The following is a 14791-nucleotide window of genomic DNA, read 5'->3' as shown; positions in this document are numbered from 1 at the left end:
CCTGCCAGCAACAGGATAGTGGTCAAAATTTTACAGCGGGTCATTTTGGGTGTCCGAAAACAAAGAAAAACGGGAGCCATGGCTCCCGTTTGTCATAAGAAAAGGTCAGAAAACGGGCTACACATGTTGCAGCGTATTCTGCTCCTGAAGTTCTTTGTTCGGTAGGCGAATCGTGGCAGAAATCGCAAGGGAGATAATTAATAGCACAGTAATCAAGCTGAAGGTCACTACAAATCCGCCGAACAGTGAGGCGATAAGTGAACCCAGCACGCTACCGATACCAAATCCTAGATAAAGCAGGCCATAGTTTTTGGTCAGATTGTTTAGGCCAAAGAAGTCGCTTACCAGTGAAGGATACACGGTAATAGTACCGCCAAAGCTAAAGGCGACGCAGGCGACCGAGGCGAAGAAGGTGGCTTCATTCATATGAGTGAAGAGCAGAATACTCATGCCGACCAGTGAAATAACCTGTGCTAGAGAAATCACGCGAATACGGGCCATTTTATCTGACAGCACGCCCAGAATCAGACGACCGCTGAGGTTGGCGATAGCGATTACCGTTACCGCGTTGGCGGCAGTCATTGCGCTGAGGTGCACCATGCCCTGGCCGATATCTTTTGCCACGCCAATAACGTACAGGCCACTCATGCAGGCGGTCAGGAACATGAGTGCCAGCATCCAGTACTGAGGCACACGTATTGCTTCGGCAAGACTGAAGTCTCGCGGCTGTTCCTGATGGTTGTTAACGACTTTCGCTTCCTGACGTGGCGCATCCGTCATCATCAGCCCCCCGATAACGATCATGGTCATCGCCAGCAGCCCCCAGATAATAAAGGTGTGCTCGAGTGAGTTAACGCTTAGCAGATAGCCGCAGATAAATTTGAAACCAAGGCTGCCCAGGCCATAAGCCCCGATAGCGCAGGCGGATACCACGCCTTTACGTTCTGGGAACCATTTGACGCAGTTGGACAACGACATCAGGTAGCCTGCGCCGTCGGCCAGACCGACCAGCACGCCTGCGCTGAGGTAAAGCATGGCCAGGCTATTGGAGTGTGCGGTCAGGAAAAAACCGACCGCCATTAATACTCCCGCGGCGAGGGTGACTTTTTTGACGCCGTAGCGCTCCTGCAGTTTTCCGGCAACGGAAGAGGCGACCGCCAGGCCGAGGCTCAGGAGTCCAAAAGAGAAGGCGACGCGGCTGATGGGTTCGTCGAGCTTGGCAGAAAGCTGGCCGTTGAACAGGCTCCATGTATAAACCGAGCCTAGCGCGAACATGGTGATGATGGTGCCTATCAGCGTCATCCAGCGAGTACGGTTGAGATTGGCCACGGCAACATTGGACTGCGTTCCGGTACGTGTAAGGCCTGACTTATCACTCATAGTGGGCTCTCCCGAGCGAAACTGATGCGTTTAAATTGGCGCTATGATAAGTCCTAATCGGTGAGTTGAATCGTTTCAGGCATGAAATGCCTCAGAGGAGGAATGAAGTGCATAAATATCGGTATGAATGACCTGATTTAGCCTGAGAAAAGCCTGGTTTTCCCCTGAGAATGGCCTTGCAGGCCGCGTCAGCTCTGGGTTTTTGTTGATCTAAATCACGCTTGATTCATTTAGCATTTCAGCAGGATGACGCGTAACGCTGTTTTCGGGCCCCGATCGTTTGTTTATCTCAAAACAGGGATTAGTTTTGCAGAAAACTTCGTTCTTGAAAAAGCCATCACTCTTTATTCTTTAAGTTATTGCTTATAACTAATTAATGAAGAGAGTCTTATGACCGCTATTGTTCCCCATCTTGATCATGTTGTTATCAACGTTGCCGAGGGTCTGAATTCATCAGAGCTGCTGTTTCGCAGGTTGGGATTCAGTCTAACGTCTCGTGGACATCACTCTTTAGGGTCGAGCAATCATCTGGCCATCTTTAATGACAATTACCTGGAGCTGCTGGGCTTTGAGGATCGCAGCACTTTGCTGCGTAAAGAGCTTTGGCAGGCGCCGTTAGGGTTGAACGGACTCGTGTGGAAAACGCAGAATGCCGACGCAGTTTACCAGCATCTTACACAGCGGCAGGTTGATGATGCAGAGCCAAAGGCCTTCTACCGACCGGTAAAACTTAATGATGGGACTGAACCCAACGCACGATTTCAGACGGTATCGATTGATGCGTCGCGTATTGCGCACGGCAGAAGTTTCTTCTGTCAGCACGTAACGCCCGAATTGGTTTGGCGCGGCGAGTGGCAGTCCCATCCGAATGCGGTGTCAGACATTACCGAGTTTGTGATTGCAGCGGCCGACATCCGACAGGCGGCGCAGGTCTATGTCGACGTGTTTGGCGACGAACAACTGCACGAGGTTGATGACCAGGAGTTGAGTCTCTCGGCGGGGCGAGCGCGAGTTCGTTTTGTGACACCGCAAAAAGCTGAGGCGGAATGGGGGATTGCACCCTTTGAACAGGCTTTTGAATCAAAGATGATTGCGCTGACCTTTGCGACGCATTCGCTCGATGCTGCTCGGCAGAGTTTGCAGCGCGGTGACATCCATTTCACTGAGCGAAACAATCAGCTTGTGGTGCAGGTCGGGCAAGGATTGGGGCTGACGTTAATATTCAGTGAACAATGACAAGAAAGGGTAAAATCTGCAACTAACGCCGTTATTGTGGGTCGAAACAGAACAATACGGCGTTAAGAGATACCTTCAGATGACTTCATTGATACGTAGTTTTTACAGGACCTTTGCGGTTGCACTGGTGCTTATGCTTCTCAATGGCTGCACGGCGCAGAGTGACTCCGGGCAAACTCAGGTTCAGGGAACGAGTACGATAAGTGCAGGGGCTGCATTTTAGATTGAGGATTTGATGCAACGTGTGGCTAGCCTGAGAATCTCAACGCTCGCCCTAAAAATTTGAAATCAAAAAAGCCATTACCACTTAAGCCCCCATTGATTATTCACACATTAAGTAGGACATTAATTGCCTTAATTTTGTTCGAATATTCATGGAGGTATTAGATGCACGCTGAACTGCTTTCCCTCTTTTCAATTTCGGTTGCGCTAGCCGTTGGGGCGATGAGCCCCGGACCGAGCTTTATCTTTGTTGCGAAAACCTCAATTGCGTCCTCTCGTCGAGACGGTCTGGCGACCGCGCTTGGTATGGGGGTTGGCTGTGCAATTTTGGTCTTGATTGCCTTTTCGGGGTTGCACCAGCTGTTGGTCACCGTGCCGTGGCTTTTCGTCACTTTGAAAATCCTCGGGGGTCTTTATCTCTTCTCTATGGCGGTCAAGATTTTCCGCGGTGCGAACCAGCCGTTGATTTTTGGGCCAGAAGGGCAGGCTGAGAAAATAGGTTTCGGCAAGAGTTTCAGCGTAGGGCTGGTTACGCAGCTATGTAACCCTAAAACTGTACTGGTGCTGGCAGGTATTTTCGCTGCGCTGATGCCGCGCGATATTCCAGGTTATTTCTATTGGGTTTTGCCCGCACTGGGTCTATTTATCGATACGCTTTGGTACACCTTTGTCGCCTTTGTGTTGTCTTCTGCCCGCCCGCAGCGCGTCTATTTACGCTATAAAAAATCGATTAGCCGAATTAGCGGTGGCGTGATGGCATTATTAGGAATTAAATTAATTTTCACTAAATAGTTTTTAGTTAATAAAGCCGCGTTGAGTTAGTTTTTTAAAACCTAACTCAGTGCGGGTGCTATTTTCTTTTTTGTGTGCTGGTTTAGCTCCGACTTTCATTGGCCTACGCCTTGGCCAAAACCTGTATCTGCTGCGGGAAATAGTCGGAAATTGTCTCATAAAGCGAGTGTGCTGCCTCGGGCAGCCGGTTTTCAGCGCGGTGCAGTGTCACGCCAATATCGCCAACCCGGGGTAACAGGGGGGAGCGAATAACCTTGAGGGTAGAAGGCATCCCCATCTCCGTGCGCAGGGTGACGCCCAATCCGGCCGAGGCGGCGGCCCAGATACCGCTCAGGCTTCTGCTGGTGAAGGCGATACGCCATGGGATTCCTGCTCTGTCGAGCGCGGCAGTTGCGGCGGTGCGCATGATGCAGAAGGGTTCAAAAACCAGCAGCGGTAAGGGGAGGTCTTGGGTCAGATAGGGCGTTAAATCAAATCCTTCGGCGGCTATCCAGCTTAGCGGTAATTTACCCAGCGATTGACTAAACGGCGTGGTGTCATTTCCCTGCCAACTCAGCGCCAGATCAAGCTCGTTCTGGCGAATAGCAGAAAGCAGGGGCTCATTGCGGGTGACGCTGGCTGAAATCTGCACGTTGGGATGCGAGCGGGAGAACTGGCCCAGAATTGCAGGCAATAGGGCCTCGCCGAAATCCTCCTGTAGGCCTAAACGCACCTCCCCGCCAACCTCACTGGCCATCAGCAGCGCATAGGCTTCATCGTTCAGACTAAGCAACCTGCGCGCGTAACCCAGCATAAGTTCGCCTTTTTCGGTGAGCACCAGATGGCGCCCCGCTTTCTGAACCAGCGCCGTTCCTGCCTGATGCTCGAGCTTTTTAAGCTGCGCGCTGATGGCCGACGTCGAGCGGCCCAACCGTTCGGCCGCAAGCACAAAACTTCCCAGCTCAATGCCGGTCACAAAGGTGCGTAAAGCCTCGGAATCAAAAGTCAGGGGTCTTTTAGCCACGATAAATCATCCTGTTTTTAGGGACTATAGCTGCTGTTATATCTGATTTTATAAATCATCATAGCCCGTTATCTTCTCCATTACACCTACGCCGAGGAAGATAAAATGAGCAAGTTCCCGATAACCCGCGAAACACTGGCCCAGGTCGCACCCAAGTTAGCGGCACTGAGCGAAGAGGTATTGTTTGGTGATATTTGGCAGCGCAGCGAGCTGTCGCCGCGCGACAGAAGTTTGATCACGGTGAGTGCATTAGTGGCGCTGTCCCGCACTGAACAGCTGCCTTATCACCTGCAACTCGCCGAGAAAAATGGCCTATCTGGCAGCGAAATCACCGAGTTAATCACCCATCTAGCCTTTTACTCTGGATGGCCAACTGCAGCCTCGGCACTGGCCGTTTTTGCTCAATTAACGTTGGAATAATCGGAGGCCATCATGCCCATTACTCGTATTGCCATTCCAGAACGCCGCTTCAACGCGTGGCAAAGCAAAATCTCCGAAGCGTTACAGCAGTCGCTCGAAAGCTGTTTCTCAGTGCCGGCAAATGACTGTTTTCAACTGTTTGACCGCTATGGTGAAACCGATCGCGTGTTTGACAAACATTATCTCAGCGGCGACGAGTCTGGGCGCAGCGAGGACCTGCTGGTGTTTCAAATTACGGCGGGAAGACCGCGTAACATTGAACAGAAACAGGCTCTACGCCGCGTTGGTTGAACGTCTCCACAAATCGATAGGCATCAACCCTCAGGACGTGATGATAGTTGTCACTTATACCGAGCCAGAGGATTGGTCATTTGGTGGCGGAAAGGTGTTCCACGTGGCGGATATTCCAAAATAGTGAGGTTTTATCATGCTTGCGATGCAATATAGCTTCACCTTTCCCGCCGATTACGACATGGCGATTATTGAACGCCGAATTGCTGAAAACGGTCATCGGCTTGACGGATTTCCAGGACTGCTGTTCAAGGCTTATCTTTACGCCCGCCGATCGGCACCACAAACCGCAGGTCGTGAGAATCTCTATGCGCCTTTTTATCTGTGGCAAGACGCAGAAAGCATGCACCGTTTTCTGCTCAGCGACGGATTCAAAGCGTTGACGGAGGCCTTTGGCTGGCCAACGGTGCGGGTAACTCCAGTATTAGCGACAGCGCTCTCGGCGGAAATTGGCGAGGCACGATTTGTCTCACGTGTAATCAAAACCATCGAACCCTACAGCATCCTGCCTGAATGGCAGATTTCACCGCCTTTAGAAGGTGCACTGGCGAGGGTGGTGGCCTGGGACACCCAACATTGGCAGCTTATTCGTTTCGCGCTGTGGAAAAATGCGCCTGAAAACATTCAGCAAGATGAACATTATTATCAGGTTGGGCACATTTCTCTGCCGTGAGTTTTCTTTTGCATTAATTGTTTATTCAAGCCCGCGCCGGATTATGCGGGCTTTTTAATGGGTGAGGAGTGGACTATTTATGACTATTTCTTTGCCACCTACTTTCCATAATATTGCCAAGTGATAGGATGTGGCTCACTTTTCTTAGTTGGGATTTTTCAATGGCCAGGCTCGTCGCTTTCATTGCGGTATTACTGACTTTAACTTCATATACAGCGTTTGCAGACACAAACTATAAATGCGTTTTGACCCACAGCATTCAGCGCCCGGACGGCGATGACTCAGCCGAAGTGCTGAATAAAAATGCACACGTGACGGATGCGGGGAATACTTTCACCGTTTCGCCCGATGGCATAAAAACCATTACCAGCCCCGAACTCACCGATATTATCGGCCAGAACAATCAGCCGATGAAGGCGGGAACGGCAAACAATCTGATGTATATTCACGTGCAGAACAGTTTCGTTATTGCTAATGAAACGGAAGGTTATATCTACGCCGACTGTGTAAAAATAGACAAGTAACATCCCGCGCGCCTCAACCCCATAATCCATGGATTGAGGCTGTTATCCCCCCGTAGTCTCTGGCATCGTCCCTTCTAACATTGTCTTTTGCTTAACCATTCATAAATAGAAACATTACTCTTGCTTGATTAGCACAGTTCTTATGGTCCGACTGACCGATAAGCGCTATTCTTTCGCACTTTCTGCAACTCCGCATTTTTCGTATTAGTACTGACGTCTGACAAGAAAGGTAATCCCCCGGTAATGGCCCTATTGAACGAAGAAATCCGCGACCATACGGCTGAGTCCCGGCTCTTTATCCGTCGTGCCGTTATTGCATTTGTCGTCGTTGTCATGCTGTTCGGCGTGCTGACCTTCAATCTCTACCACCTTCAGGTGGGGATGCACTCTTTCTACCAAACCCGCTCAAACCAGAACGATATCAAGATGCTGCCGATCGCCCCTAGCCGTGGGTTGATTCTGGACCGCAATGGCGTGGTGCTGGCGCAAAATATTACCCTCTACGAAATCCAGGTGATCCCCGGTAAAGTGCCGGATCTGAAGGCAACGCTGCAGGCGTTGACGCCGATCGTCGACCTGACCTCGGACGACATGGATAACTTCAAAGATGCGATGTATCACGGTAGAAAATTTGCAGAAATTCCGCTGAAACTGGCGCTGACCGATGAGGAAGTGGCGCGTTTCTCGGTAAACCAGTTTAGATTCCCGGGGGTATCGATAACCAGCTATCAGCAGCGTAGATACCCTTACGGTGCCGAGCTGGCGCACGTCGTTGGCTATGTGTCGAAAATAAACGACCGCGATGACAAAGAACTTTCCGCGGCCGGAGAGGCAGAAAACTACGCCGCCGACCACGATATCGGCAAGCAAGGCATCGAAAAATACTACGAAAAAGAGCTGCACGGCCGCACCGGTTATCAGGAAGTTGAGGTGGATAACCACGGTCACGTCGTGCGTTTGTTGACCGAAACGCCGCCGCAGGCCGGTCAAAACATTAAGCTGACGCTGGATCTCGGCCTACAGCAATATATCGAGCAATTGCTGAAAGGCCAGCGTGCTGCCGTGGTGGTGGTTGACCCGCGCGACGGTTCAGTGCGTGCCATGGTCTCCAGCCCAAGCTATGACCCTAACCCGTTCGTTAACGGGATCTCGGGCAAGGCCTACAGCGCACTGTTGAAGAACCCGGATCTGCCGCTGATTAACCGCGTCACGCAGGGCCTGTATCCGCCGGCTTCGACCGTAAAACCTTATATGTCTATCTCTGCGCTGTTTGCCGGGGTTATCACGCCGCAGACCACGTTCTTTGGTGCGCCGACCTGGACGCTGCCGGGGACCGAGCGCCACTACCGCGACTGGATGAAAACGGGCCACGGCTACCTCAACGTGACCAAGGCGATTGAAGAATCGGCGGACACCTTCTTCTACCAGGTGGCCTACGAGATGGGGATTGACCGTATCCATGAATGGCTGAGCAAGTTTGGCTACGGTAAATCTTCGGGAATTGACCTCGATGAGCAGTATTATGGCAACCTGCCGAGCCGTGAATGGAAGATGAAGGTTCACAAGAAAGAGTGGTACCAGGGTGATACCGTCTCGGTCGGAATCGGGCAGGGCTATTGGATTGCAACACCCATCCAAATGGTGAAAGCGCTGACTATCCTTATTAACAATGGTAAAATCATGACTCCGCACCTGCTAGATTCTATGCAGTTGGGTAAAGTGATTACCCCTTATAAGGCACCGCCAACGTCGCAGATTGCGGACCCGAAATCGCCTTACTGGACCATCGTTAAGAATGCAATGTTTGGTATGGCCAATGCGCCAAACGGTACCGGCTACAAGCTGTTCCACACTGCGCCTTATAAAATAGCTGCGAAATCAGGCACATCACAGGTATTTAGCCTGCGTGAGAACCAGAACTACAACGCCAAGATGACGCCGATACGCCTGCGTGACCACATCTTCTATACCGCCTTTGCGCCGTTCGATCACCCGACGGTGGCGGTGGCACTGATTCTTGAAAACGGCGGCGGCGACGGTGTGGTAGCAGGTCCGACAATGCGCGCTATCCTCGATCACATTTTTGTGAAAGATGATGCTACCGATTGCCAGGATGATAAGAACAAGAGCAGTCCGGCCTGCCAGTTGACCGAACTTAAACCTGGAACCGCCGGCTACGACGAGCACTAATACTGTCTGCATTCGGCGACAGCGAGACTACGGAGTGTCGCCGAATGGCGACACGTAATTCATTGATAAATAAAGAATCCGTTTTAATAGCCAATAGTTGTCTCTTTTTAGAGACTAACTGGCGGATTTCTAAACGAAAGTTTAGGTTCAAAAAAACAGCCATTAACAAATTTTAAATTTAATTCCATTTAATAACATGGTGTTATAATTTCTCTTTAAAAGTTGGCATGTTTCCTGCTATATTACTCGCGGTTGCTCATTCACCCCGTTATAAATGCCTCTGCAGGACTTTCTGCAATCTGCGCTCATAACATTAGAATGACGCCATAGAAAAGGTGCCTATCGTTCACCAGACCGATATCGTTGCTCCGGCAATCTTATCAAGCATCGAACGACACGTTGAGTGAGGCACCACCTCTTCTGCCCTGTAGGCGATTCTTCCCGAATGCCTACAGGGCAAACTCTCGCAGTGCTCCCTCCTTTAATTTCGACCCGGCCTCGGTTAGCATCAGCAAACAGACTGAGAGCGAGATGATTTCCTTGAAAAAGTGGCGTTTATTCCCCGGATCGTTACGACAGCTGGTGCTGATGGCCTTCCTGCTGGTGCTTTTGCCGTTGCTTATTCTGGCCTATCAGGCCTATGAGAGCCTGAATCATCTAAGCCGCCAGGCAGCCGAAATCAACCGCACCACCATTGTCGATGCGCGGCGCAGTGAATCGATGACCAGCATTGCGCTCGAGATGGAACGTAGTTATCGGCAATACTGCGTGCTGGATGACGATACGCTGTCGACGCTCTATCAAAGCCAGCGCCGTCAATACTCGCAAATGCTGGACGCGCACGCCTCTATTCTTCCCGACGTTCGCTATTATCAGAATTTACGCGACCTGCTGACCCAGCTCTCCTCCTTCAAGTGCCAAAACAACAGCCCTGAACCCAACGCCTCGCGCCAGCTTGAGGAGTTTTCACGTTCCAACGCCGAGATGGTGCAGGCGACCCGTGAGGTTATCTATTCACGCGGTCAGCAGTTGCAGCACGCCATTGCCGAACGGGGCAAGTTCTTCGGTTGGCAGGCGCTGGTCCTGTTTCTGCTCAGCGGCATGCTGGTGGTGCTGTTTACGCGCATGATTATCGGGCCGGTGAAGGGCGTTGAACGGATGATCAACCGCCTCGGTGAGGGCCGTGCGCCGGGCAGCGTGGCGAGATTTCGCGGACCGCAGGAGATTCGTGCGCTGGCGACGCGTATTCACTGGCTGAGCGAACGTCTGGCCTGGTTTGAATCGCAGCGCCACGAATTTTTACGCCACATTTCCCACGAGCTAAAAACGCCGCTGGCCAGCATGCGCGAAGGCACCGAACTGCTGCGTGACGAGGTTGCCGGCCCGCTCACCGACGACCAGCGCGAAGTGGTCGCTATCCTCAATACCAGCAGTCGCCGCCTACAAACGCTCATCGAACAACTCCTCGACTACAATCGCCGACTCGCCGATGCGCCTACCGACAAAGAACAGATTAATCTTCCTGAAATCTTCACCAGCGTGGCGGCGGCACATAGTCTGACGGCGCGAAGCAAGTTGATCCATACTGAGATAAAAACGGAGGCTGCTACCTGTTGGGCCGAGTCTGTTCTATTGGTGCGGGTGCTGGATAATCTCTACTCCAATGCGGTGCACTATGGGGCCGAATCCGGTAACATTTGGCTTCATAGCTGGCAGGACGGGCCACGAACAATGATTGATGTCGCCAATACCGGCACACCTATTCCCATCGATGAGCGCGCGATGATCTTTGAGCCCTTCTTCCAGGGGAGCCAACTGCGCAAAGGTGCCGTCAAGGGCAGCGGGTTGGGGCTGAGTATCGCCAAAGACTGCATCAGGCGTATGGAAGGTGAACTGAAACTGGTTGATGTCGACTATGCCGACGTCTGCTTTCGCATTGAGCTGCCGTCAGTCGCCGAAAAAAATAGCTGAGTATAATTAACCCATGCAGACAAGATTTTTATCCTTTTTTAGCCGTCTTGGCCTGATCTTCACATCCGCCCTGTTGACGCCGATGCTGCTTAGCGGCTGTGCGCGTCACCAGAGTGATGGATTATATCAACCCATTGAAGACGTTATCCCCGACAGTAAAGTGGTTGATTTCCGCATCGCGCCCTGTGAAACGCTGTGGGCGCTGGACGACAGCGCAACCCTCACCAACTCGCTGTATTGGCTGAGGGCGATGGACTGCTCCGAACGCATGAGCACGGCGCAGGCAAATTATCAGGCCGCGCAGATCCCCTCATCAGGATGGGCTAATATCTTTAAACAGAGCATTTTAGCGGCGGGCAACGATCCCGATGTTGCGCAGCGCAGAACGTTGCTCAATAACGTCAATGATTACCGCGCCGAGATGCCGAGCGCCGTACGTCCTCTGCTGCAGCTTTGGCGTGAGCGCCAATCTTTGCAAATCGCCTTTGAAGACGAAAAAGCCCGTAACGCCCGTCAGCAAACCTCTAACGAAGCGAAAATAGAGGAAATGAGCAATCAGCAAAAGCTGCTGGAGGCGAGTCTGGCCGATACCCGACGTAAGCTGGAGAACTTGACCGACATCGAGCGACAGCTCTCGTCGCGCAAGCAGTTGCAGGGAGAATTGCCCGACAGTGACGGCGCGCCTTCATCGACGTCGACCAGCGGCAGCCGCAGCGTGACAGGAGGGAACGTGCAAGCTAAAGACACTTACGTGCCGCCTAAAACGAATCAATTTAAATAATTAACGCGACGAGAGACTCATGACCGCAAGGAGAAACGCCAGCCTGCTGCTGGTCGACGACGATCCCAGCTTATTGAAACTGCTGGGAATGCGCCTTTCAAGCGAAGGCTTTCAGGTCACGACGGCGTCGAGCGGTGAGGAAGCGCTGAAGCTGCTGCGTCGCGAACGTATCGATCTGGTGTTGAGCGATTTGCGCATGGACGAGATGGACGGTATGGCGCTGTTCGCCGAGATTCAGAAACATCAGCCGGGAATGCCGGTGATCATTCTTACTGCCCACGGCTCTATCCCTGACGCAGTGGCGGCCACCCAGCAAGGGGTCTTTGGATTCCTGACCAAGCCGGTTGACAGAGATGCGCTTTACAAGGCTATCGATGAGGCGCTGGCGCAATCGGCACCGGCGAGTGACGAGAGCTGGCGTGAGCAAATTGTCACGCGAAGTCCTGTGATGCTGAGGCTCCTGGAGCAGGCCAAGATGGTGGCCCAGTCAGACGTCAGCCTGTTGATTAATGGACAGAGCGGCACCGGTAAAGAGGTGCTGGCGCAGGCGATTCATCGCACCAGCCCGCGTGGCAAAAAGGCTTTTATTGCCATCAACTGTGGTGCGCTGCCCGAACAACTGCTGGAGTCTGAGCTGTTTGGCCATGCCAAAGGCGCGTTTACCGGCGCGGTGAGCAGCCGTGAAGGATTGTTTCAGGCGGCGGACGGCGGCACGCTTTTTCTTGATGAAATCGGTGATATGCCGCTGCCTTTACAGGTCAAGCTGCTGCGAGTTCTGCAGGAACGTAAGGTGCGTCCGCTCGGCAGCAATCACGATATCGACGTTAACGTGCGTATTATTTCGGCCACCCACCGCGATCTGCCCAAGGCGATGGAGAAGGGCGAGTTTCGTGAGGATCTGTTCTATCGCCTCAACGTGGTCAACCTCAAGCTGCCTGCGTTGAATGAACGTGCGGAAGATATTCCCCTGTTGGCGAATCATCTGCTGCGAGAGGCTGCGCGTCGTCATAAGCCTTTCGTTCGCAGCTTTTCAACAGACGCGATGAAGCGCCTGATGGCGGCGAGCTGGCCGGGCAACGTGCGCCAGTTGGTTAACGTTATCGAGCAGTGCGTGGCGCTGACTTCCGCACCGGTGATTAGCGAGGCGTTGGTCGAACAGGCACTGGAAGGCGAAAATACGGCGCTACCGACTTTCGTCGAGGCGCGTAACACCTTTGAACTGCATTATTTACGTAAGCTGTTACAGATTACACGCGGCAATGTGACGCAGGCTGCGAGAATAGCGGGGCGCAACCGCACCGAGTTCTATAAGCTGCTCTCAAGACATGAACTTGAAGCCAATGACTTTAAAGAGTCATAGCCGATTTAAAGAGTCAAAGAGAATTAGGACGCCGCCGTTATCCCAAGGGTGACGGGAATATGATACTTTATGCGCCTGCTGGTGCCTTGAGCACCTAAAAGCTAAGAATTAAATCTTGCCGCTGCCTCTAAAGCATGGGCAAACGAACGATAAAAGGGCCTGCCATGAAAAAGATTGACGCAATTATTAAACCATTCAAGCTGGATGATGTGCGTGAAGCACTGGCTGAAGTGGGTATCACCGGGATGACCGTGACTGAAGTGAAAGGCTTTGGTCGTCAGAAAGGCCACACGGAGCTATACCGTGGTGCTGAGTACATGGTCGATTTCCTGCCTAAAGTTAAAATCGAGATCGTTGTGGCTGACGATATCGTGGACACCTGCGTGGAAACCATCATGACCACCGCGCAGACCGGCAAAATTGGTGACGGTAAGATTTTCGTATTCGACATCGCGAACGTGGTTCGTATCCGTACCGGCGAACAGGACGAAGAGGCTATCTAAGCGCTCTTTGCGGGCTGGTCGTCACCGACCGGCCCCCGTTTTCTGCTCGCAGACCCTTTCATCGCCTCCGGCTGTTCAGCCCTGAACTCGCCTATAAAACCTTATGTGGGCCAAAGCATTCGTAGTGAATGTTGGCAGCGTCAATGCCTGTTTCAATCAGTTGGCGTGCGGCAAACTGCATGAAACCGACAGGACCACAAAGATAGAACTGCATTCCGGCAGGCACCAGACGGTCTTTTATCGCCGAAAGGTCGAGCAAGCCTTTATGCTGATAGTCCTCGCCCGGCCTGTCTTGTTCGTCAGGATGCTGATACCAGACCTGCGTTTCCAGCAGCGGCAACTCCTTCTCTAAACCCTTCACTTCGTCGGCAAAGGCGTGCACCTGGCCGTTTTCTGCGGCGTGGATCCATTGAATTGGTGCCCGATGATGCTGTGCCGCCAGCTGGTTGAGCATGCTCAGCATCGGGGTTTGGCCAACGCCAGCTGAGATAAGCGCGACGGGGGTCTGCGGAGTCACGTCGAGACAGAAATCGCCGTGCGGCGGCGTGAGACAGACCCTATCGCCCACCTGCGCCTGCTGATGCAGGTAGTTGGAGACCAGACCATGGGACTCCCGTTTCACCGCAATACGATAGGTTTTGCCGTTCGGGGACTGGGTCAGCGAATACTGGCGAATTTCCTGATTCTCAAACTTTTCACTCTGCACGTAAACCGACAGGTACTGACCGGCCTTGAATCCGGCGACCGGCAAATTATCGACCGGCTCCAGCTCAAAACTGGTTATCAGTGAACTCTGTGGTTTTTTCTCTTTGATGCGAAACGCACGGGTGCCTGTCCAACCACCGGTTTGATCGGCGCTGTTCTGATAGAGGGCGGATTCGCGCTGAATAAACACTTCTGCCAGGACGCCGTAGGCTTTTCCCCAGGCATCCAGCACCTCCTGACCCGGGCTCAGCAACTCGTCCAGCGTTGCTAATAGATGAGTGCCCACCGCCTGATATTGTTCAGGCTGAATGTTCAGGCTGGTGTGTTTCTGTGCGATGCGCTCGACGGCGGGAAGCAGCGCGGCAAGATTCTCAATATTGGTCGCATAGGCGCAGATGGCGTCAAACAGCGCCTGGCGTTGGTCACCGTTACGCTGGTTACTCATGTTAAACGTGTCTTTTAGTTCGGGATGATGCGTGAAAAGTCGGTCATAAAAATGTGCGGTGAGTTTCGGGCCGGTAGCGGTAAGAAGGGGAAGGGTAGATTTGACGATAGCGATAGTTTGACTGTCAAGCATGAAGAGCTCCTGAGGGCACGGTCCAATGGCGTTAAGCCACTTTTCGGTTGAATGTTTCACGGTTAAAAATCGTTAAACTTAAAGATGTATTTTAAATGCATGTTATTACCGGGGCCGTAGTTTGTAAATACCCTTAGAAATTAAAAGGAGAAGCAGCACGCTG

The 14791-nt window shown here is 52.3% G+C and carries 13 protein-coding genes and 1 pseudogene; 11 read left to right on the top strand and 3 right to left on the bottom strand.

The window, feature by feature from the left end:
• Nucleotides 1–117: 117 nt before the first annotated feature.
• Nucleotides 118–1380 carry an L-lactate MFS transporter gene (locus BS640_RS05445; protein WP_017490218.1) on the bottom strand — a complete coding sequence of 421 codons (1263 nt, stop codon included), beginning with the start codon at nucleotides 1378–1380 and terminating at the stop codon, nucleotides 118–120.
• A 390-nt stretch (nucleotides 1381–1770) separates the two neighbouring features.
• Here BS640_RS05445 and BS640_RS05440 point away from each other — a divergent pair, with 390 nt between their 5' ends.
• Together BS640_RS05440 and BS640_RS05435 are read left to right on the top strand one after the other, a co-directional pair.
• Entirely contained in the window at nucleotides 1771–2616 is an 846-nt protein-coding gene (locus BS640_RS05440; RefSeq protein WP_017490217.1) for a VOC family protein, read from the top strand.
• A 387-nt stretch (nucleotides 2617–3003) separates the two neighbouring features.
• Nucleotides 3004–3630: a LysE family translocator gene (locus BS640_RS05435; protein WP_017490216.1), complete on the top strand. Its 627-nt coding sequence runs from the start codon at nucleotides 3004–3006 to the stop codon at nucleotides 3628–3630.
• A 103-nt stretch (nucleotides 3631–3733) separates the two neighbouring features.
• On the opposite strand, the gene BS640_RS05430 is transcribed toward BS640_RS05435, so the two are convergent.
• Nucleotides 3734–4633 (bottom strand): LysR substrate-binding domain-containing protein, encoded by a 900-nt coding sequence (locus BS640_RS05430; RefSeq protein ID WP_017490215.1) that lies wholly within the window; start codon nucleotides 4631–4633, stop codon nucleotides 3734–3736.
• Nucleotides 4634–4738: 105 nt separating this feature from the next.
• Here BS640_RS05430 and BS640_RS05425 point away from each other — a divergent pair, with 105 nt between their 5' ends.
• From BS640_RS05425 to glnB, 9 genes and pseudogenes are all read left to right on the top strand, one after another.
• Nucleotides 4739–5053: a carboxymuconolactone decarboxylase family protein gene (locus BS640_RS05425; RefSeq protein ID WP_084912140.1), complete on the top strand. Its 315-nt coding sequence runs from the start codon at nucleotides 4739–4741 to the stop codon at nucleotides 5051–5053.
• 12 nt (nucleotides 5054–5065) lie between these two features.
• Nucleotides 5066–5468 (top strand): annotated as a pseudogene (locus BS640_RS05420) (tautomerase family protein).
• Between the two features lie 12 nt (nucleotides 5469–5480).
• Complete coding sequence (locus BS640_RS05415; RefSeq protein ID WP_017490212.1) at nucleotides 5481–6017, top strand: DUF4865 family protein; 537 nt, start codon at nucleotides 5481–5483, stop codon at nucleotides 6015–6017.
• A gap of 128 nt (nucleotides 6018–6145) precedes the next feature.
• The gene (locus BS640_RS05410) at nucleotides 6146–6541 is read left to right on the top strand and encodes a hypothetical protein (protein WP_227968979.1); all 396 of its coding nucleotides are present in this window, start codon (nucleotides 6146–6148) and stop codon (nucleotides 6539–6541) included.
• A 243-nt stretch (nucleotides 6542–6784) separates the two neighbouring features.
• Nucleotides 6785–8731, top strand: coding sequence for a penicillin-binding protein 2 (gene mrdA / locus BS640_RS05405; protein ID WP_017490210.1), 1947 nt, complete (start codon nucleotides 6785–6787; stop codon nucleotides 8729–8731).
• Nucleotides 8732–9262: 531 nt separating this feature from the next.
• On the top strand, nucleotides 9263–10702 hold the full coding sequence (locus BS640_RS05400) for a sensor histidine kinase (RefSeq protein ID WP_017490208.1): 1440 nt from the start codon (nucleotides 9263–9265) through the stop codon (nucleotides 10700–10702).
• Between the two features lie 13 nt (nucleotides 10703–10715).
• On the top strand, nucleotides 10716–11483 hold the full coding sequence (gene qseG / locus BS640_RS05395; RefSeq protein ID WP_017490207.1) for a two-component system QseEF-associated lipoprotein QseG: 768 nt from the start codon (nucleotides 10716–10718) through the stop codon (nucleotides 11481–11483).
• A 19-nt stretch (nucleotides 11484–11502) separates the two neighbouring features.
• The gene (gene glrR, locus BS640_RS05390; protein ID WP_017490206.1) at nucleotides 11503–12843 is read left to right on the top strand and encodes a two-component system response regulator GlrR; all 1341 of its coding nucleotides are present in this window, start codon (nucleotides 11503–11505) and stop codon (nucleotides 12841–12843) included.
• A gap of 164 nt (nucleotides 12844–13007) precedes the next feature.
• Nucleotides 13008–13346, top strand: a complete 339-nt coding sequence (glnB, locus tag BS640_RS05385; protein ID WP_017490205.1) for a nitrogen regulatory protein P-II — start codon at nucleotides 13008–13010, stop codon at nucleotides 13344–13346.
• A 91-nt stretch (nucleotides 13347–13437) separates the two neighbouring features.
• Here glnB and hmpA read toward each other — a convergent pair whose 3' ends face one another.
• Nucleotides 13438–14628, bottom strand: coding sequence for an NO-inducible flavohemoprotein (gene hmpA, locus BS640_RS05380; RefSeq protein ID WP_084912139.1), 1191 nt, complete (start codon nucleotides 14626–14628; stop codon nucleotides 13438–13440).
• Nucleotides 14629–14791: the final 163 nt, after the last annotated feature.

Origin of the sequence: Rouxiella badensis, from assembly GCF_002093665.1 — a bacterium.
Classification (GTDB): Bacteria; Pseudomonadota; Gammaproteobacteria; order Enterobacterales; family Enterobacteriaceae; genus Rouxiella; species Rouxiella badensis.
This window is presented reverse-complemented; position numbering and strand designations above follow the sequence as displayed.